25 protein-coding genes are annotated in these 23018 nt (G+C 41.7%); 7 read left to right on the top strand and 18 right to left on the bottom strand.

All coding sequences use genetic code 11. The features are described 5' to 3' along the window. Positions 1-3 precede the first annotated feature (3 nt). The 7 genes from ACEQ1T_RS16480 to ACEQ1T_RS16450 all read left to right on the top strand — a co-directional run bounded on the left by ACEQ1T_RS16480 (position 4) and on the right by ACEQ1T_RS16450 (position 6922). Positions 4-771, top strand: a complete 768-nt coding sequence (locus tag ACEQ1T_RS16480) for a sensor histidine kinase (RefSeq protein WP_370223806.1) — start codon at positions 4-6, stop codon at positions 769-771. Then, positions 768-1460 carry a response regulator gene (locus ACEQ1T_RS16475; RefSeq protein ID WP_370223805.1) on the top strand — a complete coding sequence of 231 codons (693 nt, stop codon included), beginning with the start codon at positions 768-770 and terminating at the stop codon, positions 1458-1460. The genes ACEQ1T_RS16480 and ACEQ1T_RS16475 overlap by 4 nt, the downstream gene beginning before the upstream one ends. Then, positions 1460-2719 (top strand): hypothetical protein, encoded by a 1260-nt coding sequence (locus tag ACEQ1T_RS16470; protein ID WP_370223803.1) that lies wholly within the window; start codon positions 1460-1462, stop codon positions 2717-2719. The genes ACEQ1T_RS16475 and ACEQ1T_RS16470 overlap by 1 nt, the downstream gene beginning before the upstream one ends. 516 nt (positions 2720-3235) lie before the next feature. Further along, the gene (locus ACEQ1T_RS16465; RefSeq protein ID WP_206840101.1) at positions 3236-3625 is read left to right on the top strand and encodes a sporulation protein; all 390 of its coding nucleotides are present in this window, start codon (positions 3236-3238) and stop codon (positions 3623-3625) included. A gap of 235 nt (positions 3626-3860) precedes the next feature. Continuing rightward, on the top strand, positions 3861-4139 hold the full coding sequence (locus ACEQ1T_RS16460) for a YkvA family protein (protein ID WP_370223802.1): 279 nt from the start codon (positions 3861-3863) through the stop codon (positions 4137-4139). A 130-nt stretch (positions 4140-4269) separates the two neighbouring features. Continuing rightward, positions 4270-5247, top strand: a complete 978-nt coding sequence (locus ACEQ1T_RS16455; protein WP_370223800.1) for a BMP family protein — start codon at positions 4270-4272, stop codon at positions 5245-5247. A 13-nt stretch (positions 5248-5260) separates the two neighbouring features. Next, a complete protein-coding gene (locus tag ACEQ1T_RS16450) occupies positions 5261-6922 on the top strand; it encodes a methyl-accepting chemotaxis protein (protein WP_370223799.1) in 1662 nt (553 codons plus the stop codon). 214 nt (positions 6923-7136) lie between these two features. Here the strand turns inward: ACEQ1T_RS16450 and hpf are convergent, their stop codons facing one another. The 18 genes from hpf to ACEQ1T_RS16360 form a co-directional block, all read right to left on the bottom strand. Next, the gene (gene hpf, locus ACEQ1T_RS16445; RefSeq protein ID WP_370223798.1) at positions 7137-7694 is read right to left on the bottom strand and encodes a ribosome hibernation-promoting factor, HPF/YfiA family; all 558 of its coding nucleotides are present in this window, start codon (positions 7692-7694) and stop codon (positions 7137-7139) included. Between the two features lie 243 nt (positions 7695-7937). After that, positions 7938-8324, bottom strand: coding sequence for a hypothetical protein (locus ACEQ1T_RS16440; protein WP_370223796.1), 387 nt, complete (start codon positions 8322-8324; stop codon positions 7938-7940). 9 nt (positions 8325-8333) lie between these two features. Then, a complete protein-coding gene (locus tag ACEQ1T_RS16435; RefSeq protein ID WP_370223794.1) occupies positions 8334-8684 on the bottom strand; it encodes a hypothetical protein in 351 nt (116 codons plus the stop codon). After that, positions 8684-9082 (bottom strand): flagellar export chaperone FliS, encoded by a 399-nt coding sequence (fliS, locus tag ACEQ1T_RS16430; RefSeq protein ID WP_370223792.1) that lies wholly within the window; start codon positions 9080-9082, stop codon positions 8684-8686. Before fliS ends, ACEQ1T_RS16435 begins: the two co-directional genes overlap by 1 nt. A gap of 17 nt (positions 9083-9099) precedes the next feature. After that, positions 9100-11166 (bottom strand): flagellar filament capping protein FliD, encoded by a 2067-nt coding sequence (gene fliD / locus ACEQ1T_RS16425; RefSeq protein ID WP_370223791.1) that lies wholly within the window; start codon positions 11164-11166, stop codon positions 9100-9102. Positions 11167-11277: 111 nt separating this feature from the next. Beyond that, positions 11278-11631: a flagellar protein FlaG gene (gene flaG, locus ACEQ1T_RS16420; protein WP_370223790.1), complete on the bottom strand. Its 354-nt coding sequence runs from the start codon at positions 11629-11631 to the stop codon at positions 11278-11280. 112 nt (positions 11632-11743) lie between these two features. Continuing rightward, positions 11744-11944, bottom strand: coding sequence for a YjfB family protein (locus tag ACEQ1T_RS16415; protein WP_370223789.1), 201 nt, complete (start codon positions 11942-11944; stop codon positions 11744-11746). An 18-nt stretch (positions 11945-11962) separates the two neighbouring features. After that, complete coding sequence (locus ACEQ1T_RS16410; protein ID WP_370223788.1) at positions 11963-12202, bottom strand: hypothetical protein; 240 nt, start codon at positions 12200-12202, stop codon at positions 11963-11965. 89 nt (positions 12203-12291) lie between these two features. Further along, the gene (locus ACEQ1T_RS16405; protein ID WP_370223787.1) at positions 12292-14583 is read right to left on the bottom strand and encodes a flagellin; all 2292 of its coding nucleotides are present in this window, start codon (positions 14581-14583) and stop codon (positions 12292-12294) included. Positions 14584-14724: 141 nt separating this feature from the next. Then, the gene (gene csrA / locus ACEQ1T_RS16400; protein ID WP_370223785.1) at positions 14725-14946 is read right to left on the bottom strand and encodes a carbon storage regulator CsrA; all 222 of its coding nucleotides are present in this window, start codon (positions 14944-14946) and stop codon (positions 14725-14727) included. After that, the gene (fliW, locus tag ACEQ1T_RS16395) at positions 14940-15389 is read right to left on the bottom strand and encodes a flagellar assembly protein FliW (protein ID WP_370223783.1); all 450 of its coding nucleotides are present in this window, start codon (positions 15387-15389) and stop codon (positions 14940-14942) included. The genes csrA and fliW overlap by 7 nt, the downstream gene beginning before the upstream one ends. Positions 15390-15404: 15 nt before the next feature. Beyond that, complete coding sequence (locus tag ACEQ1T_RS16390) at positions 15405-15983, bottom strand: DUF6470 family protein (protein ID WP_370223782.1); 579 nt, start codon at positions 15981-15983, stop codon at positions 15405-15407. Positions 15984-16048: 65 nt separating this feature from the next. Continuing rightward, positions 16049-17101, bottom strand: a complete 1053-nt coding sequence (gene flgL / locus ACEQ1T_RS16385; protein WP_370223780.1) for a flagellar hook-associated protein FlgL — start codon at positions 17099-17101, stop codon at positions 16049-16051. 15 nt (positions 17102-17116) lie between these two features. After that, positions 17117-18982, bottom strand: a complete 1866-nt coding sequence (gene flgK, locus ACEQ1T_RS16380) for a flagellar hook-associated protein FlgK (RefSeq protein ID WP_370223779.1) — start codon at positions 18980-18982, stop codon at positions 17117-17119. Between the two features lie 25 nt (positions 18983-19007). After that, positions 19008-19487, bottom strand: a complete 480-nt coding sequence (locus ACEQ1T_RS16375; protein ID WP_370223778.1) for a flagellar protein FlgN — start codon at positions 19485-19487, stop codon at positions 19008-19010. A 15-nt stretch (positions 19488-19502) separates the two neighbouring features. Beyond that, positions 19503-19769: a flagellar biosynthesis anti-sigma factor FlgM gene (flgM, locus tag ACEQ1T_RS16370; protein ID WP_370223777.1), complete on the bottom strand. Its 267-nt coding sequence runs from the start codon at positions 19767-19769 to the stop codon at positions 19503-19505. 142 nt (positions 19770-19911) lie between these two features. Next, the gene (locus tag ACEQ1T_RS16365) at positions 19912-20343 is read right to left on the bottom strand and encodes a TIGR03826 family flagellar region protein (protein WP_206840075.1); all 432 of its coding nucleotides are present in this window, start codon (positions 20341-20343) and stop codon (positions 19912-19914) included. A 70-nt stretch (positions 20344-20413) separates the two neighbouring features. Beyond that, the gene (locus ACEQ1T_RS16360; protein ID WP_370223775.1) at positions 20414-22999 is read right to left on the bottom strand and encodes an EAL domain-containing protein; all 2586 of its coding nucleotides are present in this window, start codon (positions 22997-22999) and stop codon (positions 20414-20416) included. Positions 23000-23018: the final 19 nt, after the last annotated feature.

Raw genomic sequence — 23018 nt, 5'->3', positions numbered from 1 at the left:
ACCATGCTCATTACATACGAGACCTTTTCATTGTTTGCGATTTTTTCCATATTTGTGCCGATGGCCGGAGCCATTATCTTAATGATGGTGCTGGCTTTTGAAAAACAGATTGATAGTCTTTCCTTCGAAAAGCAGCAGGTGGTTCTGGAAAATACGCTGCAGGAAAGCAAATATATGCAACTGAATCAGCAGATTCACCCGCATTTTTTATTCAATACCATTAACCTGATGCTCGGTCTCGCCCGCTTAAACCGCATAGAAACACTGATCAAGGCAATGGAAACCTTGTCCCTGTTTTTAAAATTCAAGTACCAGATAAAAGAGCAATTAATTCCGTTAAAAAAAGAATGGGAGTATACCAGATATTATTTAAAAATACAGGAGCTGCGGTTTCATAACCGCCTTACCATTACGGAGGATGTAGACGAAGAAGCATTGAAGCACTTTGTGCCTCCTTACCTGCTTCAGACGATTGTGGAAAACTCATTCAAGCACGGACTGGAGAAAAAACCCGGACCTCTTTCCCTCACCATTAAAGCGGCAAGCCACGAAGACCACATCACTTTATATGTCGAGGATAACGGCCTTGGCATCGGTGATCATTCATTCGAGGACATGATGACAAAAGGGCAGGGTCTTTCCAATGTTAAAACGCGGCTCGATCTCCTGTTTCAAAAGGCAAATTTGGACATCTATAAAAATGAACAAAACGGAGCTACTGTGAAAATAACACTCCCAAAAGTCGAATTCCAGCAGGAGGAGCAGGCATGAATGTATTATGCATAGATGATGAACCAATCGTAATTGAACAGCTTGAATATATTCTAAAGCCGGCATTTCCTTTATGGAATTTCCACTTTGCCTATGACAGCAGCCAGGCTCTTGCCATCAGCAAGGAACACTACTTTCATCTGGCTTTTGTGGACATTGAGATGCCGGGCAAGTCCGGGCTTGAACTGGTCAAAGATTTAAAAGAGCTCCAGCCCCATCTGCAAATCATCATTCTATCAGCCCACCAGGACTTTGAATTTGCCAAAAAGTCCATTCAGCTGGGGGTTTCCGAATACCTGACCAAGCCTATTATCGAAGAAGAATTAAAAGAAACGCTGAAAAAGTTCTCCACTCCCATTTTCAAAAAGGAATATTCCAAAATGGTAAACGAGGCTTTAAATCAAATTCATGAGTCCTATGAACAGCGGATTGGCCTTCAGGATATTGCAGCCAGGGTCCATGCAAGCCCAGCCTATTTAAGCCGCAGGTTCAGCGAAGAAGTTGGCACTTCCCTTATTGACTACCTGACCATTTACAGGCTGGAAAAAGCTAAACACCTTCTGTCTACCACCCATTACAGCATTTCAGAGATCGCTGAAAAAACCGGCTTTAACAGTCTTCATTATTTTTCAAGCCAATTTAAGAAAAAAGAGAACATTACACCAAAGCAATACAGGGAGCAGCACTGATGAATACAAACCTATCCAAATCAGTTCAATATGGCTTCGGGCTGCTGAGCATTGCCATTATCTCAAGATGGACATCAGGCAATGCCGTTTTTACAGCACCTGAAGCTTTTTTGCGTTACGGCTTTATCGGGACTGTCAGCTTTTCAGCTGCCGGCGCCATTGCCTTTTTGGCCCTTATTCCAATTATCGCAAGGGTACGGTCTGCAGCAGAGTCTTCATCTTTTCTCGGAATTATGGCAAGCCGTTTGTCGGAGCCTGCCTTAAAGTGGATGAAGCGGGGCATTCTGCTGGCCATTTTTTTCGGCATGTCCGTTATGGGCTTTGCCGCAGGGATCCTCGTTTTCCCACTGGGCACCCCGGTTCCTGTCGGGATGAGTTTATTCTTTTTATTCGGGTTTCTGGCAGCGATCTTTTTCCGGTTAAAATGGTTTACCCGGTTCAGCATGCTAAAAGTGGGCATTCTCTTTTTAATCATGATCATGATTCTTGTCCATGCTTATATGCTGGAAGGGATTGAAGTCGTATACGATGGCATCCGCCTGTACCATCCGTATCTGCTTTATGTGGAATGGGATATGCTACCCTTGCTGCTGACGGCTTTTACCATCGCCATGCTCGGGCATCTGCTGCTGGATCTGAAAATGTGGAATATGCTTTTAAAAAGCAAAAGAGAAAAGCTGCGGCTCGGTCTAAGTATGACTGGTCTTATCTGGAGCACCATCCCCTTTTCATTTTCGATGATTGCTTTATCGGCCATTTATAAAGGCGGCTTTCAAAACTTTTATTCCGTCTTTGAAAAAATTTTCCTGAGATACGACCATTTCGCTATTACGATTCTGCTCATTTTTATCTTAATGGTTATCTTCTTCGAAACTTTTCTATCACAGATTCATTCGCTGTATGTTCTTTATGACCGGAATGACCTCAAGCTGAATAAGCATATGTGGGGGATTCTGATTTTGTTTGTGGCGGCCATTCCATTTTGGGCCCACTTATTCTCGATATCTTTACTGGATTTATTCTTTATTTCCGGAGTCTTTTTTGCGGCCGCGCTGCCGGTTATCCTGCAGATCTTATGGAGCAGGAAGGAAAAAGGCATGCTGATGCCTGCCGCAGTGCTGATTGGGACTTTATCCGGCTGGACATTTTTATTTTTCAATGAAGGACCGAACAGTATCCTTATTGGGTTTGCGTCATCGCTGATTGTTTTGTTAATAGGCTGGACTGCTGAAAGAAGAAGCATCACAGCTGTCTCCTAGTACGGAAGGAAGAATATTGACAAAAATCTAAGAATCCAATATGATGTAGCTATAAATTAAATAGTTTCTCCTAAAGGGGAGTAGCTTTTACAGCAGAGTCGTCATTACGGAGCACATGCTCTCGGCTTTGTTGGCAATCTAAACAATTGTTAGCAAGACCTTTACCAAATTCGGTAGAGGTCTTTATTTATGGGCCTTTACCACCGCGGTAAAGGCCCCTTTTTTTGTCTAGCTCCGGTGCCTACCCCCTCGAGGTCATAAGCCAATCCTTCCAGTTAAGGCAAAGGACGCTTCCCGGAAGGCTCGTCTTATGCTTGTCGGGGGTGAGCAAGGCACCTCCGCTTTTCTTATTATACAGGCCCGCACCGCCGCATGTTTTACTTCATAAAATGGAGGAATAGGTAGAAGGAAAATTCTTTGAAACTTTATCGTTATTTTCACGTAAAGAAGGAAACAGGAAAATTGTGGTGTGAGCGAGCAGCTCCCCCCTATACAAAATTAGAGGAGAGATCTTTGTTGATTTTACGAAAATACATGTCAATGCTTGGAATAGGCTCTGCAAAAATTGATCTGCAGCTGCCAAAGCTTCAATATACGCCAGGAGAAAATGTGAGCGGAATCTTCCTGATTGAAGGAGGAACCATTGATCAGCAGATTAAGCGGATTGAGTGTGACCTGGTCATGGCATCGCCTGACGAAGAGAAGGAGGAAGTGATCGGGACAGCGACCATTCTGTCCACCAAAGTCATTGAATCAGAAGAAACCAACAAAATGGACTTTAACTTCCAGCTGCCTGAAGACATTCCCTGCTCTGCACCTGACCGGATTTTTCAATTTAAAACAAGGCTGATCTTTAACGAAGGCGTCAAAAGCGCCGACCTGGATAAAATCACGATTATTCGATAATCAATCCCTAGGAGGATGAAACGAGTGTAGCATATCCCCTCTTACCATATATAAACTATAAAAAGAGGAGATTCATACCTAATTGAACACTTTGCAAAAGTGGCTAATTCTATTTACTTTTTGAAGCATACTTGAAACAAGCTATCTGTCAGCTGCCACACTTGAGGTGAAAAACCCGCCGCGCATTCAGGTGTCAGCTCCCATTCAGCGAATGAACTAGAAATAGGTGAACTAAATGAAGTTTTTCAAACGCATCAAGTTTGTATTAAAATTTTGGAAGTTCCTTCCCTTCCTGAGGGATTACTTTCTCTCACGGGAGGTATCAGCCGGCAAAAAGCTGTTCCCGGTTGCGGCCGGCCTTCTTTATATCCTACTGCCGCTCGATCTTGTGCCAGACTTCCTGTCGATTTTCGGATTTACGGATGATATCGTGATTACATCTTTTGTCCTTCAGCAGATGGTGAAAATGGCTCCGGAGTCATTGAAGCAAAAATATAAGGTCCTGGAGGAATGATTTTGAAGCCTGTGAATATGCAGGCTTTTTTATTTGGCTTTTTTTAGAGAAAGGTCTGACTTCAGACTTAAAACCTCCACCTTTCTGCCGATATTAGGTAAGGCGAAATACGACAACACGGAGGTTTATTTTGAAAAAACTACTACCTATTCTGCTTCTGTTCAGTTTACTTCTGGCAGCCTGCTCTGCCTCTGAACAAAGTAAAAACCAAAATAAAGAATATAAAATTGGCATTCTATTATCAGACACAGGACTTGGAGATGAGTCTTTCAACGACTCTGCCTTCCGGGGCCTGGAAAAAGCCCGTGATGAGCTGGGTATTCTGTTTGATTACAAAGAAGCTCCAGACGAAAATTTTGAAAAGCCGCTTGAAGAACTTGTCAGAGAAGATCATGACCTTATTATCGGACTGGGTTTCACAGCACAGGAAGCACTTGAAAAAACGGCTGAGAAATATCCCGAAAAGCAATTTTTGCTGATTGATGCTGTTTCCGAGCTTGAAAATGTGGTCTCACTTACTTTTAAGGAGCATGAAGGAAGCTTCCTTGTCGGGATGCTTGCTGCCATGACAAGCAAAACGGGCAAGCTGGGATTTATCGGCGGTGTTGATGTGCCCGTCATTCACCATTTTGAAAATGGATTTATTCAAGGTGCCAAGCACTTCAATCCGAAAATTGAAGTATTAACAGAATACGCCGGGAACTTTGGAGATGCGGCTCTCGGTGAGAAAATTGCTGAGAAGCAAATTGCTGCAGGTGCAGATTTTATCTACCCTGCTGCCGGATTCACCGGTTTTGGCGCACTGAAAAAAGCGGAAGAAATAGGCGTGCTTGCCGGCGGTGTCGATTCCGACCAGTATTTTGTTGCGGAAAAAGCCGTTGCCACATCGATGGTCAAAAACATCGACATTGCTGTTTTTAACCTGGCGAAGGAATTGACGGAAAACGGAAAAATCGAAGCTTCCTCCTATGAATGGGGACTGGCAGAAAACGGTGTCGGCCTTTCGGAAGTTCGGGTCATTTCCTTAACAGAGGAGCAGAAAGCTGCGTTGAAAAAGGCAACAGAAGACATAATCAATGGAAAAATGACAGTAAAAGCTGAGATATAAAGGAGCTCCCAAGATGACATTACGCAACCGCCTTATTATTGTCACGCTGATCCCGCTCGTACTGTCGGTCAGCATGATAGGCTTTATCATTTACCAGACATTAAACATACAAAGCTCCGCTAAAGATGATGTGGAACTTCTTCTGAAAGTAAAGGACCTGGAGCAAAGCCTGGTAGTGACAAGCCAATCACTTGCCAATTACACCTATAATTCCAGTGACGCCAACAAAGACCAGGCACTAACCATGATGAAAGAAGTTCAGGAAAACCTGGCTTCATTTTCTTCAGTCGCCGCCGTTCCAGAGCACAAAAAAATCATTGGAAGCATTGAAGGAAAATATGCAGAGCTATCGGAAGTTTCGACAGAAGCCTTCACCAATGGAAACAAAGCCGAAATCAAGCGCCAGAGCATACGGATTTCCGGCATTTTAAATGATATGCACCTGCTGAAGAAACGGACAAATGAATGGTATGAAGGGATTCTTCAGGAAACCAGCCAGAAAATCGCCTTTATCACGAATTCCTCCCTCATAGGAAGCGTGCTGCTTATTTTGTTATCGGCTATATTCTCATGGATGGCTGCCAGAAAGATTACAAAACCAATCAATGCGATTGTGGAAAAAGCAGAGAAAATTTCAGAGGGCGATTTAACAGCAGACTTATCACAGCTTTCTTTTAAAGAAAACAGCCGCTATGAAGTGGATAAACTAACGGAAGCCTTCTCAAAAATGGTGGTAAATCTAAAAGGAACCGTGCAATCCATTGAAGAAGTCAGCCAGAATGTAAAAGGATTTGCCGGGGATGTGGCTTCTTATATGCACAGCTTAAATGAAAGCAGCGGCCAGGTGGCCGTTTCAACCGACGAATTGGCGAGAGGAAGCCAGGCCATTTCTGAAGACGTTCAGGCTACCGCTGAGTTAATGAGCGTGATGGGCGAGCAATTTTCAGCTGTCCATCAGTCGAGTGCGAAGAGCGCTTCACAAAGTACACAGGCATTGGAATCTGTTACTCAGGGCAGAGTGTCCCTGGAAAAACAAATGAAACTTGCTGAAGAGATTTCCAGTTCGTCTAACCATATTAGAAGCTCAGTCAGTGAATTTGCCCAGTTCACCAAGGAAATTGAAGGGGCAGCTAACACCGTTAAAGATATTGCGGATCAAACCAATCTGCTGGCCTTAAATGCGGCGATCGAAGCAGCCCGTGCCGGTGATGCCGGTAAAGGATTTGCGGTTGTGGCAGAAGAAGTACGGAAGCTCGCCGATTCTTCTTCAAAAGCAACCGATCTGATCACCTCGATGGTCAGCAACATCCAAAATGGAATCAGCAATATTTACAATGCCACCGAACAGGGACATGCCCTTTCAAAAGAGCAATCCCAATCGATGAGCGAGACCGAACAAGTTTTTGAAACCATTTCCGGGCATGTGTCCGGCATTCACAGCCATCTGGAAAAGTTGGTTGAAGACATGAAGACCTCCAGTGATATGAGCCAGCAGGTTATTAGTGCCGTAGAAAACATTTCAGCGGTAACCGAAGAAACGGCTGCTGGAACTGAGGAAATCTCAGCTTCTACGGAAGAACAGCTTCGCGCGTTTGAGCAGGTTATGGTGAAGGTGGAGCAGCTGAAGGAAATGACTGGGGTTATGGAGAGGGAATTGGAGAAGTTTACGGTTTAGGCGGACTTTTGGCAGTGCCGTTTTACTGAAATTGTGAACGATGCAATTAGGTCCGGAAAACCTGCAAATAGAAGTATAATTCTTGCAAATAACTTCGGCATTTCTGCAAATAGAACGGCGAATTTGCAAATAGCAGACCAATTCCTGCAAATAGCCCCATAGTGAACCCAAACAAACGAAAACCCCGCCTCAGCAGCGGGGTTTTCACGTTTTATTATTGCGCTTCAATCAGACCATAGCGGCCATCTTTACGCTTGTACACTACATTAGTTAAGTTAGACTCTGCATTTGTGAACACGTAGAAGCTGTGGCCCAGCATGTTCATTTGCAGGATCGCCTCTTCACTGTCCATCGGCTTCAGATCGAAGCTCTTTTGGCGGACAACTTCAAGCTCGTTATCATCTTCTTCCACTTCAGGGACCTCTGCCTCATTTTCCAATGCTGCAAACACAGCAGTCAGATTGCCCTTCTCGCGGAATTTTCGGTTCACTTTTGTTTTATGCTTGCGGATTTGACGCTCCAATTTATCTGTAATAAGATCAATCGCTGCATACATATCATCATGATCTTCCTCTGCACGAAGAACCAGATTCGGCATCGGAATCGTTACTTCCACTTTAGAGCGGTTATTGTTATACGTTTTTAAATTTACATGTACATTTGCATCAGGAGTTTCAGTAAAATACCTTTCTAACTTAGCAATTTTCTTCTCTACGTACTCTCTAATTGCTGGAGTTACCTCAATGTTTTCACCACGAATGTTGTAATTCATACGTGAACTCCTCCTTCTCATTATACAATGACAGCCTTTTCATTAGCGTTTACTGTGAAAATCACCAGTAATGTCTGAAAAGGAAATGCCTAGTCTTAAAAGTATATTAAGACTATGTATTTATATTTCTATTTTACCCCTAAAAACTCCTGCTGAAACTGGTAAAAAGATTGAGAATATTTGTCGAATTGGTGACTTATTCTTATTCTTTTAAAAAACAAAAAATCCCCTCATAAAGGGGATTTAAGATTGTATATATGTCTTTAATTCTTTCCTCACTGCATTACTCCAGCCTGTATAGGCAGGATATAACTGATCACGGATGATCATTTCTTTTGCCTGGGTATCATCAAGCTTGCCGCGCAGGGACATTGCCTCTTCTAAGACAGCCTCAAAATTCTCAAGCTGCTTCTTTAGCTCTGCATTTTCCCCAAACAGTACATAAAGCTGCTCGTTCACTTTTACGATCTGGGAAAACGCCTGAAAAATATCAGAAAGGATCCTGTCCCCTTCCGTCTTTTCAAGATTGGAAAAGCTTTGATTTACGTAATCAAAGCCCTCTTCAACTGTAAGAAGGACTTCGTTATATTCTTTCACAAGGATATGCTGATCTTCTGTTAATGTACGCAAAGGTGTCAACTATTTCCTTTTGTCATAAAATGCCCCATCATGCATATTCAATGTTTGGTAGGGGTTAGCGTATTGCTGATTTTTCTGTTTCTGTGCTTTTAAGAGCTTTAGATCTTCCTTGATTTGAGCCTGCTGCTTAGCCAGCAGTGTGCGGATTTCCTGGTCCTGATCCAGAAGGAGGTTCTTTGCCTGCAGCGTTTCTTGACTTTGGAAATCAAGACTATAGAGGATCGTTCCCCGCTTCTCCAGCAGATGATCGATTTGCCCAATATAGTCCTCTCTATCTTCTGTTGGCAATCCCTTCATTAAAAGACTAAGCAGTTCTTTATTGCAGCGAAGCAATTCGTTTACGACTGACATTAATAAGCACTTCCGGCCGGCTGAGTTCTTTTTTGGCTTTGAATCATTTCTTTCCATGTATTTCTTAAATTCATCACCATTTCTTCGGCCTCTGACAAAGCATCAAGATCGTTCTTCGTATTCGCATCAATCAATCTTCGCAATATATAATCGTACAAGCGCATCAAATCTTCTGACATGACCACATCCTTATTCAAGGTCACCATAAATTCCTGAATAATCATTTGTGACCGCTGAATATATTCATTTTTCTTTTCAATGTTTGAAGATTCTATTGCCTGTTTGGCCTGGCCCATAAATTTAAGGCAGCCATTATACAGCATTAATGTTAATTCTGCAGGAGTCGCTGTATTAACGGATGTTTGCTGATATTTTTGATAGGGATTTGAAATAGCCATTACCTCTCACTCCTTTATTATCCTGCCGTTCCGCCCAATTGGGACATTAGATAATTCATTTGTTCATTCATTTTCTGCATCGCTGTTTCCATTGCTGAGAACTGCTTCCAGTAGCGGTCTTCTTTTTCCACTAGCCTTGCTTCCATATCTTTTATACGGGTATTAATGCTATCAAGATTTTTTCCAATTGTGAACTGACTATTCGTTTTCGTCCCGCTTCCTGCTCTTTCAGTAATCGTGCTGATAGAAGAAGTCAGAGAATCACGAAGACGCCTGGAAATCCCCTTTTCACCTGAGGCTGTGCCATCAGCGGCAAAGAGGTTATAAATTCCTTCCGGATCCTTCTCCAGAGCTTCTTTTAGCTTAGCTTCATTAATTTGCAGCTTTCCGCCCTCCAAATAATTGGCAGTGGTCGTGATTCCAATTGCTGACAGCTGCTTAAACTCACTATCTGAATTGGCGAGCGGAGTATAGAAGTCCATCCTAAGCTTGTCCAGTAGGCTTCTCAAATTCTGATCATTTCGAAGCATGCCGCTTTTCGACTTTTCTTCCCATTTCTCAATTTCCTTATCAGAAAGAGCTTCCCTTTGCTCATCTGTTAAAGGAGTGTAATCCTTGTATCTCTCTTCTTTTAATTTTCCCTGGATTTTATCAATCAGTTCATTATAGCTGTTAACAAACTCTTTAATATTATCGAGCGCTTTTGTGGTGTCATTTGTTACTGAAATCGTAACCGGCACATCACCAGCGGCAGGATCAATCTTATCCTTTAGTGTAAAAGTAACCCCATTAAAGGTAAAAGTATTTGAGTTCCTCTCCGTCTCAAGACCATTTAAAGTAAACTTTGCATTGGCACCGCCGACCTCATTGGTCTGGTCCATCTGCAGTCCGACCTTTAAAAAGCTGCTGTTTCGGAAACCAATTTCTTTCCCGTTCCCAGTAGTATTGTAATTACCGGATTCTGTCCGTGACATGGTGATTTTATCGGAAAATTCATCATAGAATACATTTATACCTAAATCGGATTCATTCATTGCATTAATGACAGAGTTCAAATTATCCTTGCCATCAAACTTAAATAACTCAACAGCCTCGCCCTTAGAGGCATGGGTAACCATCTCAAACTCAAAGTATTTATGGTGGTAGGAAGCTTCAACGGTTGCCCCTTTTTCAAGATCTTTTCCAAATGTCATTTTCCCGGTTTCTTTATCAATGGAAAACTCATTTTCAGCTAGAGCGGAACCACTATTATTCAGAGTAAAGGTTTCTGTCCGTTCTATCGAGTTTTCATACCATTTAACCGTAACTGCATCTCCTTTAATATCTGTAATGCCTACATGAGTTAAAGTAGCTTCATTACTCTTTTCGGACACCGTTACAGAGTCCTTAAAAATTGATTTGTACTCTGCAGTAATTGTACTATCCGCCTCTAATTCCTTACTGAAGGTCATTTTTCCAGTATTAGCATCAACAAAAACCTGATTTTGTGACTCATCTAAATCTTCAAGTTTTTCTACCACTGTAAAAGCAGTACCAGAAACATTTATCCCTGTTACAGATTCTATTGATTCTTTTCCTAACTTCCTGAGTGTAAACTCTTTGCCGGCACTATCAACCGATATATCCTCTTTAATTCCTGTACCTGTGTCTTTCCATTCAAAGGCTCCAGCCTGGAATTTATCCTGAATGGAATACAGCTTATCGGTGGTACTAATTTTATTATTTGGATCTGTGGAAATACCGGATGCACTTGAGTTCGTTGCCGACGTTGCCAGCTGGGAAATCTTTGATATTGTATAGGAAACATCCCCTGCAGTTGCTGCTGCCGTTGCAGTCACTTTGCTTTCATTGGAGGCGCTTGTATTTTTCGTCATAAAAGTAGACTGCAGACGCATGTTTAAGGTCGAATCCCTGAAATTAGTCAGAAGAAGATTGACTTCCCTGTAGGAATCCCTCTGCCATTCAAGTGTCTGCCTTTGTTGCTTTAATTTATCAACAGGCAACCTTTGTGCCCGCATCATATCTTTAATAATGCTCTCCGTATCTAATCCGGAAGCTAAACCGCTTATTCGAATACCAGACATTTGCATATTCCTTTCTGCCGATTATTCTCTACCTCTTATATCGGTAAAGAGCAGAAGATCTGAAGGGAAAAATAAAAAGAAGAGTGCAGCGACTCTTCTTTTCCCAATGCTTTAGATTCTTTTATCGATCAGAACACCCAAAAACTCGGTCATTTTTGCAATCATATCCAGGAAATCCTTAGGCGGAATCTCCCGGACGACCTCTTTCGTTTTCTGGTCAACCACCTCGACATAATACCGATTCAAATCCTCATGCAGCTGAAACTTCACCGCTGTGAAAGAAGGCTCCAAAAAATTGTTCGTATCCTTGATTTTCTCCTCCAGATACTCTTTGGACATTCCCTCTGTTTTCTTTGTTTCTTCTTTTTCACTCTCTGCCAACGGCTGCACTTTTTCTGGCTGTTCAATTCTAGTTAACGCGGAAGAAAAGGAAGGCTTTAACGAAACATCAGTCTCCAGTTTCATAGAAATCTCCCCTAAATACATATTCACTATTAATATCAGAAAATTATGTAATTTTTTTATCGAACATGTATTTTTTAATAGAAAAAAAGAGCAACCATAGTTACTCTGAAAACTACCCTTTCAAATCTATATTGCCGCCAAGATGAGGCTGAGCAGCATGCTGAAGAGCCTGTATGTCAGCAGTATTAAGCAGCTTCTGAAAAGCAGCACCCTGCTGTTCTGCACTTCCAATCGCCTGCTTCATAACTGACATGGAGGCCTGCTGCTGAACTTGTCCCTGGCTTAAGGCCATAGATAGAAGAGCAATGTCCATGTAAACACCGCCTTTATTCTAATGTACAGCTGAGGTCAACTGCTGTTCTAGAGCAGCCACTTCATTTTTTAAGATGTTTAACTGTCCATTTAAATTCTTCACTTCAATCTGATTAAGCTCATTTTCCATTGCATACTCAGCAATGGCTTTCATTTCATGAAGCTTATCATCAATCTCTTCTAATAATTGAGCACGGATAATACTCCATTGAAGCTGTTCTTCGAGGAATTTCTTATATTCTTGCTGATCTTTATCCAATTTCCATCCCCCTGGTCAGCTTATTTTTGCTTTGTTAAGCAAAAGAGACTCTAGCAGAACTAGAGCCTCTTTTAAATTGAATAATTGAATTATCCAAGTAATTGAAGAACTGATTGCGGCTTTTGGTTAGCCTGAGCAAGCATCGCTTGAGAAGCCTGGGAAAGGATGTTTGTACGAGTCATTTCCATTACTTCTTTAGCCATATCTACGTCACGGATACGAGATTCAGCAGCTGATAAGTTCTCAGATGCACTTCCTAAGTTAGAGATTGTGTGCTCTAAACGGTTTTGGAATGCACCTAGATCAGAACGTTGTGCTGATACTTTTTCAATCGCATCATTGATTACAGAAATTGAAGCGCTAGCTTTCTCATGAGTAGAAACATCTAATGCAAACTCAACATTATCATTATTTGTTCCATTTGTTACGTTTGCAGTTTTTACATAAGAAGCTTCTGTTCCATTTTTAGCTGTTACTGTTGAACCTTCTTTGCCACCACTAACTCCTAAAGCTTGTGCTCTCATATCACCAACTTGAATTGTCATGCTTTGACCAGTGTTAGCACCGATTTGGAATGTTGCTTCAAATGTACTTCCAACCACATCAGAAGCTTCACGACTTGCTGCATCGTTAACTTCAATTGAGTTACCAGCAATTCCTGGTTCTTTAGCAGTTACTGTAAGTTGTGCTGCAACTCCTGCAGTAGATGTATCACTTAATGTTACATTCTCCATTTTGTTACCGATTTGACTAACAATTGATGATACTAAAGCTTCCATATCGTAAGTATCTACATTAGTACTACCACTCGTAGAATCCCAGTTAACCAAAGCTAAATCCACTGCATGATCAGCTGTACCTTTATATGCAGATTCATTACTATTAAAGAATTCAACTGTTTCATCACCAATCGTGAATCCTTTACCATTTAGAAACTTTTCTGCTCCTTCATCTGTAACATTACCAGAAGCAAAATAATCTGAATTATCAGAAGCTATTCCTGATGCAATGATTTGATCTTTTAAGTTTGTTGCAGTGAAAGAGTCAATTGTAGCTGATGCTCTTGTACGTACTTCTTTATCACCTGAAACTTCTTGTTTTGTACCTACTACATCATTAAATGTACCAGCTGTTCCAGCAACTTCAACATCAGTTCCAAATCCCAACAGAGCTTCAGAAGTTCCAGCGACAACTACTGCTGCAGCCGAACCCTTTTCTACGCTAGTGATTGTAAGTTTATCATCATCACCAACAGAAACAGTGTACTTACCTTCACCTAAAGAATTATCAATATCTTCTTGAAGTTTAGTAACTACAGTACTTTTATTCGCAGCTGCATCATATGCTGCACCTAGGGTAGCAGTTTGAGTTAGGGTTACTGTTTCTCCATTAATTGTAATACTTGAAGCTGTATCGAAACCTTCAGAATTTCCTAATGCATTCTGTGCTGTAGACGTAGCAGCTGTTGGTCCAAGGTTCGCAGTAAGTGAATCATTACCAGTAGCTCCTGTTACAGAAATAGATTCTCCTTCTCCGGTAGAAACAGAATTAACGCTTAACACTGCTTCATCACGAGAGAAAGTATAATTAGATTCGTCAATATTTGCATTTTCAGTAATTGCTGCTTTTAATGCCTCTTCCATCTTACTCATGATGAACTTTTGATTATCATCTCCTGCTACTAGAGTAAGAGTTACTTCATTACCGCCATCTTTAACTTCAAAAGTGTTGGCTCCTTCTTCTCCAGCAGTAGCTACTGTTTTAATATCAAGTTTAACACTGTTTCCATTGAATTCAAAAGTGAAACTCTCTCCGTTTAATTCATCTGCACCATCACCTGCACCAAGTGAAAGTTGCATTTTAGCAGCTGTAGCAGCTTCGACTTTACCACCTTGAAGAGCAGTCTGTGCAATAACACCAGTTTTGTCTAGTTCTAATGCTCCTACTTCTTTGACTGCAGAACCATCACCTTTTAAAATTTTCTGCGTATTAAACTCAGTAGTCTCACCAATACGGTTAATTTCAGAAGTCAATGCATTCATTTCCTTCTGGATTTCAGCACGGTCAACTTCTACGTTTGTATCGTTCGCGGCTTGTGTAGCAAGTTCACGCATACGCTGAAGGATATTTTGAGTTTCTTGAAGAGCTCCCTCAGCAGTTTGGATCATAGAGATACCGTCTTGAGAGTTACGGCTAGCTTGATCTAAACCACGAACCTGTGCACGCATTTTTTCGGAGATTGCTAGACCTGCAGCATCATCTCCTGCTTTATTAATACGAAGACCTGAAGAAAGCTTCTCCATTGCGTTTGCATTTGCTTTTTGGTTAGCACCCATCTGACGATAAGTATTCAACGCAGGAATATTATTGTTGATAATCATTTGGTTTTCCTCCCTGATTTTGAGTTTTCCCACATCCGTGTGGTTTGTTGGGTAAGAGGTAAAGGTCGGCCGCCCTATTCTCTGTTACACCAGTTATATCGACAAATAGTTCGATAGTTTTACAAGGATAGAAAATTTTTCTTATTTATTTTTTTGCAGAAGGTTTATTAATTCACCTGGAAGATTCAACGCCTCTTTGTTTTCCTTTTGGATCTGGAGATAAATTTCCTTGCGGTGGATTTCTACTTCCCTTGGGGCCTTGATGCCCAGTTTTACCTGGTCACCTTCTATCGAAAGGATGGAAATTTCTATTTCGTCATTCACCATGATCGACTCATTGGATCTCCTCGTTAACACTAGCATTTTGATTCCTCCTCTTTTAAGGAATTAAAAAGTAAATGCTTTGTTTCATAGGCGGAGTCATTAAGGATCAGCTGCTTGCCCAGTTTTTCTTTGACATTGATCACAAGCGGCCCTTTTAAATTAGCTGTTGAGTCTGTGAACAGTTCCTTCAGAGTTAGGATCACAAACGTTGCGACGTCTTCCTGCTTTTCTATTTTTAAAGATTCAATTTGGGCTTCTGTGAGCTTATATTGGTATTCAGGGAAAAATGGATAAGGATCCACAACTACAAATGCAAGTTCTGTGGTCTGGCCTGACTGCAAAATGAAATAAGGCATATCCTCAAAAAATGGCAGCAGGACAAATTCCTTTTCGTCCTGGAATCCTGGAATCCCGCTGGAAAAATGAATGACTTGATCCTGCGAAATCTCGATTTCACCCTGGTATTTTGTTGCTAGCTTCATTTCCTTCACCGCTTTCTATACATACTGATCGATTTTAAAGTTTTTAAGTTCAAAATCAATAGAGTCTTTTTGCTTTATATAAATTTCAGCCTTCCAGTTTTCATGTTCAATGATCGGCTTGTTCGCCTTGGAATCAATAACTGGTTTGTTGGGGGTGAATTCAATATCCACCTTTCCCGGATCATAATCAAGTTTCACCCGAAATGGCGTTTTAGGAAGGAATCCAAAACCGATTTCTTTCATGGGAGGATTGCTGTTTTCCCGAGATATCCGGGCAATCGCTCCGCCTCCGTGTTCAATCTCCATCATCTGGTCACCCTGCCTGGCCCTTTTGGCAACCCCCTCTGCTAAAACCTGCCTGGCTTGTTCTACCCATTCTTTTGTTCTCCTTAAAGGTCCTTTGCGATCTACATCAGCAAGAGCTTCAGATTGATCGATGCTTAAAGAGGAAGGTTCATAGCTGATTTCAAGGTCGGCTGCCGGCTGTTTGATTTGCAGATCTGCCTGCGGCTGCTTCATTTTCATGTCAGGTCGGGAGTAATTGATGCCAAGCTGTGCACTGGTTATATGAGTTTGCAGGTATGGCATATTCATCGTATCACCACTTTATTATCTGGATAGAAAGAAAAGCTATCTGCAATAGATAGCTTTGAATAGGTTTATCTTAAGAAATCAATCAAGGAAGGCTGGATAATCTTCGCTCCAACCGCCAGGGCTGCACGGTGCAGTGTCTCCTGCGAGGTCAGATCAATGATTACCTTCTCAGCATCTATGTCCTCATTTTCAGACATGGTCTGCTTTGCGATGATTTCCTGGCTCATGAGACGGCTTTCTACCATTTCCACACGGTTATAGCGCGCCCCGAGTTCAGCGCGTTCAGAAATAATTTTGTCTATATGACCATCCAAAGTGCCAAGGAATTTGTTCAAGTCTTCCCCGGATGACTCAGGAGATTCCATTTTATCGATCAGGTCTTTTAAGTCACTGAAGAAATCCAGTGAAAAAACGTTTTGCGGTTTAATATTTACATTTAAGTGAACGCCTTTGGAAACCTCAATGTCCACATTATTTGAGTTCACCGCAACTGCTCCGATTTCTTTGGCAATATAATCGCCGGTAACCGGAACATTGACCTCTGTCCCATCCTTGCCAATATAGGCAGCTTTGAATTCATTCCAAAGCAGCTGTTCACCCGCTTCTGTGAAAAGCGAGTAGTTTCCCGCATTTCCTGCTTCAATTGTACCCAGGTCTACAGTTTCATCCACCTTGGCAAGATCTACGGGTTTGCCGGAAGTATCAGACCCGTTAAAAATATACTTATTATTTACCTTCGTATTAGCAATAGATTCTAAATGAACACGAAGCTGCTTAAGCTCACTCGCTATAGCCTGGCGCTGCTTTTCCTCATAGGAATCATTAGATGCTTTAACTGTCAGTTCCCGCACCCTCTGCATAACAGAATTAACTTCGTCTAAAGCAGCGTCAGCATTGTCCATCCAATTATATACTTCAGACAAATTTCTCTGGAACTGCTCTACTTCAACTACCTGTGAACGGTAGCGCATCCCTTTCATGGCCACAACAGGGTCATCCGAAGGACGGTTCACCTTTTTTCCGGTTGTTAATTGCTCTTCAAGTTTTCCCATGCTTCGGAAACTGTTTTGTATATGCCGAAGTGAATTATTTGAAAGCATTGATTGTGTTACACGCATTTAAAGATTACCTCCTTACCTTCCGACTCTGCCCATGCCATTAATGATGGTATCGAGCATTTCATCAATAGCCGTCATTTGTCTGGCTGCCGCATTATAGGCATGCTGGAATTGAATCATATTTGTCATTTCTTCATCAAGAGATACAGAGCTGACAGATGCGCGATTAAATTGAACCGTGTCAACAAGCTTTTGGCTGTTATTCGCCATCCGGATGGATTCCTCTGTATCAACACCCATCTGGCCGATTTTCCCTTGATAAAAGCTCATGATATTCGTTGTGGAGCCGTTAAAATCCATCACAGCATCTTTTACATTCGCTAAAGCCAGAGCATTGGATCCATCTCCGATGAATGATTGGCTTGAAGGGTTAACGCCTGTACCATTAAGGTCGAATGACCAGGAATCGCCAGCTGATAGATTCTGCACTGTACTTGGGTCAATTTTCAGTCCGAAAAGCTCCATGCTGCTGTTTACTGTCTGGCTTGAATGACCTGTGATTGGATCGCCGTTCATATCACTGGCTGAGTATTTCCAGCCTGTACCGTCATATTCTACAGTGATTTTCACCTGATCATATACTTGTGGTGGAGTGTCAGTAGACGTGACCCCTTTAAAAGCTCCCAAAATAGTAGGGTTACCTGTGGAAGAGCCAGAAATCCTGCTAATCGATCCACTAAATAACTTCCCGCTTGAAGAAGCAGCGATATTATTCAGCTCATTGGCAATATCATCTGAAAGCTTAAGCTTAGAAGCAGCTCCTTCAGGTGATTGCAAATCTCCGCCTTCAAAATCAAAGAAATCAAATCCTTGCTTCTGCCCTTTATTTATCTCCGTAATACTCCAGCCGCTCTGATGGACGGCATTAAACTGCTGGGCAAATCGGAATGCCATTAAATCAAGCGAAGCAAGCATATCCGGATATTCACCCTGAATAGCCGAGTTAGCATCTTTATAGCCATAAGATTCGATTTGGGCTAATAGCTGACCACCAGATTTAAAAGCGGCCGCATCCATTTCCTTTGTCCCGATGCTAATTTTGGAAACAGCTTTATCGCTGTCCTTTGTCACACTTATTTCATTAATAAAACCATTTTTTCCATCGATCAGCGTTCCGATTGGCTGATTGCTGCCATTCAGGATTTCAATTGTATATTTTCCTTCAGCCATGCTGTCGGCAAGTCCGCCGCTTGAGACGGAAGAAACTTTAATATTAACCAATCCTGACAATTGATCGACAAGCAGATCCCTTGCATCATATAAGTCATTAGGCAAGTATCCATGCGGTTCAATGCTGCCGATCTGCTCATTAATATTTTTTATTTGGGAAAGAAGGGAATTGATTTCTTTTACAGAATGATCTATCTGGTTTCCAAGATCATCTCTTTGCGCCTGGAGCTGGCTTGATAAATAATTGAATGTTTCAGCAACCGCTATTCCCCTTTGCCTGACGACTGAACGTGCTCCGGAGTCTTCAGGCTGTACGGAAAGATCCTGAAGAGCATTCCAAAAACGATCCAGCGTCTGCGCCAGGCCGTCCTCAGAAGGCTCGTTCATAACATCTTCCATGCGGGTCAAAGCTTCGCTCCGGGAACTCCAATATCCGAATTTATTATTTTCATTGCGGAATTGTGAATCAAGGAATCCCTCCCGAATTCTTTGCACAGAACCAGCTTCCACACCAGTTCCCATCTGGCCTGGAAGCTGGGGACGATTTAATCCGACTGACGGATAGGCTTGAGTCTGCTGAAAGTTGACCCTCTGTCTTGTGTACCCTTCTGTATTGGCATTGGAAATATTATGTCCGGTAGTATATAAGGCACCCTGCTGCGTAAAAAGAGCGCGGCGTGCCGTTTCTAATCCCATAAATGACGATCTCATTATTTATCCTCCGATTCCGCAGCACTTACACTTTTGAATTGAACATGCCCTGCGGATGCTTGATCTTGTTTGCCTGCGGATGCACATAATTTAAGCTCTGGTTCTGCTGAGGCTGCACAAGACTCATTGACATATTTACAAATTGAAGAGATTGATAGATGAGCTGCTGATTCAGCTGATTTCGTTCCTTAAGCTCCTGAATGAGCATGGACAGCTGATCTTTTAATCCGTTCAATGGATGTTTATCTTCTTCGCTCAGCATTGACAGGCAATCACCAAGAGAAGGGCTTGGAAGATCAGGAACAAGGTCCTGGCATATCCTCTGCCTCTCCTGTTCCATTTTCCCTATTGCAGCAATATGACTCTGCTCATCCTTCAGCATCTGATTCAGGGCGTCCATGTCGCCGGTTTTAATCATATCTGTCTTTTTAACTGCAAGTTCATAAAGGCTTTTATGAAGCTTAAGCAGTTTTTCCATGGATGTGGTAAGTGCTTCGGCTGACATGCCATTCCCTCCTCATTATTTTTTTGAATAAAAATTAGCGATGCTTTTTGCGACTTCTTTTGGATTGATTTTATAGGTGCCGTTCTCAACCTGGATCTTAAGCTCTTCTACCTTGGCTTTGCGGTTTTCGCTCAGCTGTGATACCTGCTGCATTTCCTTTGCGGTAGAGCTAATTTCGATTTTATCTGATGCCGTTCTGGCTGTTTTGCCTGCATTTTCAAGCTTGTTCATTTGGCGTTTGTATGGGTTCACGCCTGAAGGACCAAAGTTATTGATTTTCATGTGTACCCCTCACTTTCTTTCCGGTCGATTTAACCTATATCTATTATCGGCTATAAGTGCAGTTTCTTTAAATGTTAATTTAACTTTGGCAAAAAATACATCCATAAGCCTATAGAAAAGCTATGTGACTGAGTCACATAGCTTAGAAACGTCTATTGATTTTTTCATTGACGGCAAAATAAGTGCCATATTTTTCTCGTTGAGCTGCTTCTTTTCTTCGTTCTTCCTCAGAGGTAAACTGCTGGAGATCTTTTCTCAGCTCTCCTGCACAGCTCCTGCAGACCTTGCCTTCCCGAATGCTGACCCCGCATTTTTCACAAGGGTAACCAAGATTCGGAAATTGAGCCAGCTTCAATTTTCCAGTACGGATAAACTTTAAAATTAAATCTTCCTCTACCCCGGTTGCTTCAACAACCTGAATGATGGTTGCAGTCCGATTCTCCCTCTTACGGATAAACTGATAAACCGTCTCATAAGCCTTCTCTTCTTCCTTCCAGCACTCCTGGCATACATCGCGGAACTGGTTTTTGACAAAGATGGCACCACATTTCGGGCAGTTCGATAACTCAGCCATATGATTCTCCCTCTCTCAGTTTGTAATGAAACTATTATAGCTTGAAGAATAGGATAATTATAGAAAAATATTATTCGAAATACAGCTGGCTGCTGGCTGTTTCTATGAATCGGGATTCGGGGACGGACGGGTTCTGCTCAAGCTGTATTTGCAGAGTATCAAGCATCTTCGCCAATTCAGCTCGCGGTCCCTCTTCAATAATAAATTGAAAGCCATAATTAGTCAGAGTATCCGATATTTCATCTTTTCGGACAATCGTTCCGGTAAAGGCAAGGATCTCTCCTAATAGCCTGGTCTCAATTAATAGAATGATATCCTTTCTCACAGGGAGTTTCATTTTTGAAACAAATTTAACTCCGCCTGCACTCATATCTTCAATTAAGATTTTGGTGCTGCCCATTTTGACAGGCTTGCTGTTAAGCTCTAAGATGGTCATTTCTGCTTCCAGCGGATAGGGAAACTCGATCCGGACATACTTCCGCAAACCTTTGAACACATTGTCTTCTTTGACATTTTGCGGCTTTAAGTTACCTATTAACAGTTTCTGCTCAAAGACGGAAGGCGGAATCGGCTGACTGAAAAGATACCCCTGTATTTGGTCACATTCATTTTTTCTTAAGGAATAGAACTGTTCAAAGGTCTCCACGCCTTCTGCTACCACCTTCATATTCAGGCCATGGGCGAGCCGGATCAGATTTGCTGTAATGATGGCATCCTCCGCATTTGTATCCATTGCCTGGATAAAGGTTTTATCGATCTTCAGAATATCGAATTTATATTTTTTTAACTGGGTAATGGAGGAATAGCCGGTCCCAAAGTCATCCAGTGCAATTTTCACTCCCATTTTACCCAATTCTTTAAGCACTGCGATCACATTCTCGGAATAGTTGATTAGGGAAGATTCCGTCAATTCTATTTCCAATAGTGTTGCATCCAGATGGTTCTCTTCCAGCGCTTCCATAATTGTCGGAACAAGACTATTTTTCAAAAAGCTCAGCGGAGAGATATTTACGGATATTGGAACAACGGTAAAACCTTTTTCTTTCCAGGAATATAGCTGCCTGCATACCTTCCTTATTACGTACTCGCCTATATTAATAATTAATCCTGATTCCTCAGCTACCGGTATAAATTCCAGCGGCGACACTCTGCCCCATTCAGAATGATTCCACCTTAATAAAGCTTCGGCACTTACTATTTTGCCGGTCTTCGTATCTACTCTTGGCTGGTATTCAAGAAAAAACTCATCATGTTGAATTGCTTTTCTCATATCCTGTTCCAGGGTAAATAGCTTATACGATTCAATATCCATGGAGGGGTGGTAAACCTGAAATCTATTATTCCCCTTCTGCTTGGCATGGTACAGGGAAGATTCCGTATTTCTGACCAATTCATCAGCTGTACTCCCATTATCCGGATATAAACTTATGCCTATAGATGGCGTAATATTAAGCTCAAAGCTGTCGATAAGAAATGATTCAGAAAAAATTTGATTAATGGTATCTGCTAATTTTGCAGGATCCTCCTTCTCCTGGATATATTCCACAATCACTGCAAATTGATCACCGGAAATTCTAGCTGAAAAATAGACTGAATTCAGCTTCTCCTTAATTCTTTGTGCAGCAAGCCTAAGCAGTTCATCTCCTGAAGAGTGTCCAAATGTATCATTAATCTGCTTTAATCGCTCCAGATCAAAAAACAAAACGGCGAAATTCTGCTGTGAATCTTCTTCAATAAGGTCCTGGAGTTTCTGATCAAAGTACCGGCGGTTCGGCAGATCGGTCAAATGATCATAAAAAGCCATACGCCTCATTCTCTTTTCAAGCCATTTTTGTTCTGTTATATCTGTTACAAATCCATCAACCCGGATAAGCTCACCTTTATCATTCAGGTACGGAATACTGTGATCATTAACCCATCTGACCTCACCGGATTTATGAACAATCCGATATTGATAGCGGATGCTATTCCCATTCAGTATTTTCGCCCGTTCTGCTTCTACCTCCTGCAGATCATCCGGATGAATCACATTGTTCCACAAATCGAAATCGGCAATGAACTCCTCGGCTGAATAGCCGAAAATCCCTTCCACTCCCCTCGAGAAATGAATAACCTTCTTTTCAATTAGATCTGCAGAATAAATGCCCACTTCTAGATTTTCATATATTTGCCCAATTCGCCGCTCGTTTTCATAGAGCTTTTCTTCCATGAGCCGTTTTTCAGTTATATCCTGAATCGTTGCAATGATTTTAGCTGATCCGCTTTCTTCCGCAACATAATTTGCACGATGGTGAATATACCGCTCCTCTCCATCCTGCCTGGTTATCCGGCATATCAGATCCACACTGTCCTTTTCCTTTAACAGTCTATTAAACTGAATTTCAAAAGCCGGGCGATCCTCCTGATGAAGGTAACTCAAATACATTTTATAATCTGGAAAAAAGTCTTTTTGAGGCTTTAGGCCAAAAATCCGAAACAGCTGATCAGACCAAAACCCCTTATCGTTTTCCACATCGTATTCCAGGCTTCCAATGTTAGCGATCTTCTGAGCCTGGTTGAGATTATTTTTTATTTTAGTTAATTCCAATTTATGGATGTAATATTCAGCCATATCCTTTGTTTTGATATCATTTTCCTGCGAGTTTAATTCGTCCACTTCAAAACATCCTTTCCCA

Origin of the sequence: Cytobacillus sp. (assembly GCF_964223445.1) — a bacterium.
Classification (GTDB): domain Bacteria; phylum Bacillota; class Bacilli; order Bacillales; family Cytobacillaceae; genus Cytobacillus.
Note: the sequence above shows the minus strand (reverse complement) of the source record. Positions and strands in the feature narration are given on the sequence as shown.

What these genes read in the sequence shown, in the direction of transcription:
- ACEQ1T_RS16480 (WP_370223806.1), top strand. Translation starts at nt 4, where the DNA reads ATGCTCATTACATACGAGACCTTTTCATTGTTTGCGATTTTTTCCATA.
- ACEQ1T_RS16475 (WP_370223805.1), top strand. Translation starts at nt 768, where the DNA reads ATGAATGTATTATGCATAGATGATGAACCAATCGTAATTGAACAGCTT.
- ACEQ1T_RS16470 (WP_370223803.1), top strand. Translation starts at nt 1,460, where the DNA reads ATGAATACAAACCTATCCAAATCAGTTCAATATGGCTTCGGGCTGCTG.
- ACEQ1T_RS16460 (WP_370223802.1), top strand. Translation starts at nt 3,861, where the DNA reads ATGAAGTTTTTCAAACGCATCAAGTTTGTATTAAAATTTTGGAAGTTC.
- ACEQ1T_RS16450 (WP_370223799.1), top strand. Translation starts at nt 5,261, where the DNA reads ATGACATTACGCAACCGCCTTATTATTGTCACGCTGATCCCGCTCGTA.
- hpf (WP_370223798.1), bottom strand. Translation starts at nt 7,694, where the DNA reads ATGAATTACAACATTCGTGGTGAAAACATTGAGGTAACTCCAGCAATT.
- ACEQ1T_RS16435 (WP_370223794.1), bottom strand. Translation starts at nt 8,684, where the DNA reads ATGTCAGTCGTAAACGAATTGCTTCGCTGCAATAAAGAACTGCTTAGT.
- fliS (WP_370223792.1), bottom strand. Translation starts at nt 9,082, where the DNA reads ATGGCTATTTCAAATCCCTATCAAAAATATCAGCAAACATCCGTTAAT.
- fliD (WP_370223791.1), bottom strand. Translation starts at nt 11,166, where the DNA reads ATGTCTGGTATTCGAATAAGCGGTTTAGCTTCCGGATTAGATACGGAG.
- flaG (WP_370223790.1), bottom strand. Translation starts at nt 11,631, where the DNA reads ATGAAACTGGAGACTGATGTTTCGTTAAAGCCTTCCTTTTCTTCCGCG.
- ACEQ1T_RS16415 (WP_370223789.1), bottom strand. Translation starts at nt 11,944, where the DNA reads ATGGACATTGCTCTTCTATCTATGGCCTTAAGCCAGGGACAAGTTCAG.
- ACEQ1T_RS16405 (WP_370223787.1), bottom strand. Translation starts at nt 14,583, where the DNA reads ATGATTATCAACAATAATATTCCTGCGTTGAATACTTATCGTCAGATG.
- csrA (WP_370223785.1), bottom strand. Translation starts at nt 14,946, where the DNA reads ATGCTAGTGTTAACGAGGAGATCCAATGAGTCGATCATGGTGAATGAC.
- fliW (WP_370223783.1), bottom strand. Translation starts at nt 15,389, where the DNA reads ATGAAGCTAGCAACAAAATACCAGGGTGAAATCGAGATTTCGCAGGAT.
- ACEQ1T_RS16390 (WP_370223782.1), bottom strand. Translation starts at nt 15,983, where the DNA reads ATGAATATGCCATACCTGCAAACTCATATAACCAGTGCACAGCTTGGC.
- flgL (WP_370223780.1), bottom strand. Translation starts at nt 17,101, where the DNA reads ATGCGTGTAACACAATCAATGCTTTCAAATAATTCACTTCGGCATATA.
- flgK (WP_370223779.1), bottom strand. Translation starts at nt 18,982, where the DNA reads ATGAGATCGTCATTTATGGGATTAGAAACGGCACGCCGCGCTCTTTTT.
- ACEQ1T_RS16375 (WP_370223778.1), bottom strand. Translation starts at nt 19,487, where the DNA reads ATGTCAGCCGAAGCACTTACCACATCCATGGAAAAACTGCTTAAGCTT.
- flgM (WP_370223777.1), bottom strand. Translation starts at nt 19,769, where the DNA reads ATGAAAATCAATAACTTTGGTCCTTCAGGCGTGAACCCATACAAACGC.
- ACEQ1T_RS16365 (WP_206840075.1), bottom strand. Translation starts at nt 20,343, where the DNA reads ATGGCTGAGTTATCGAACTGCCCGAAATGTGGTGCCATCTTTGTCAAA.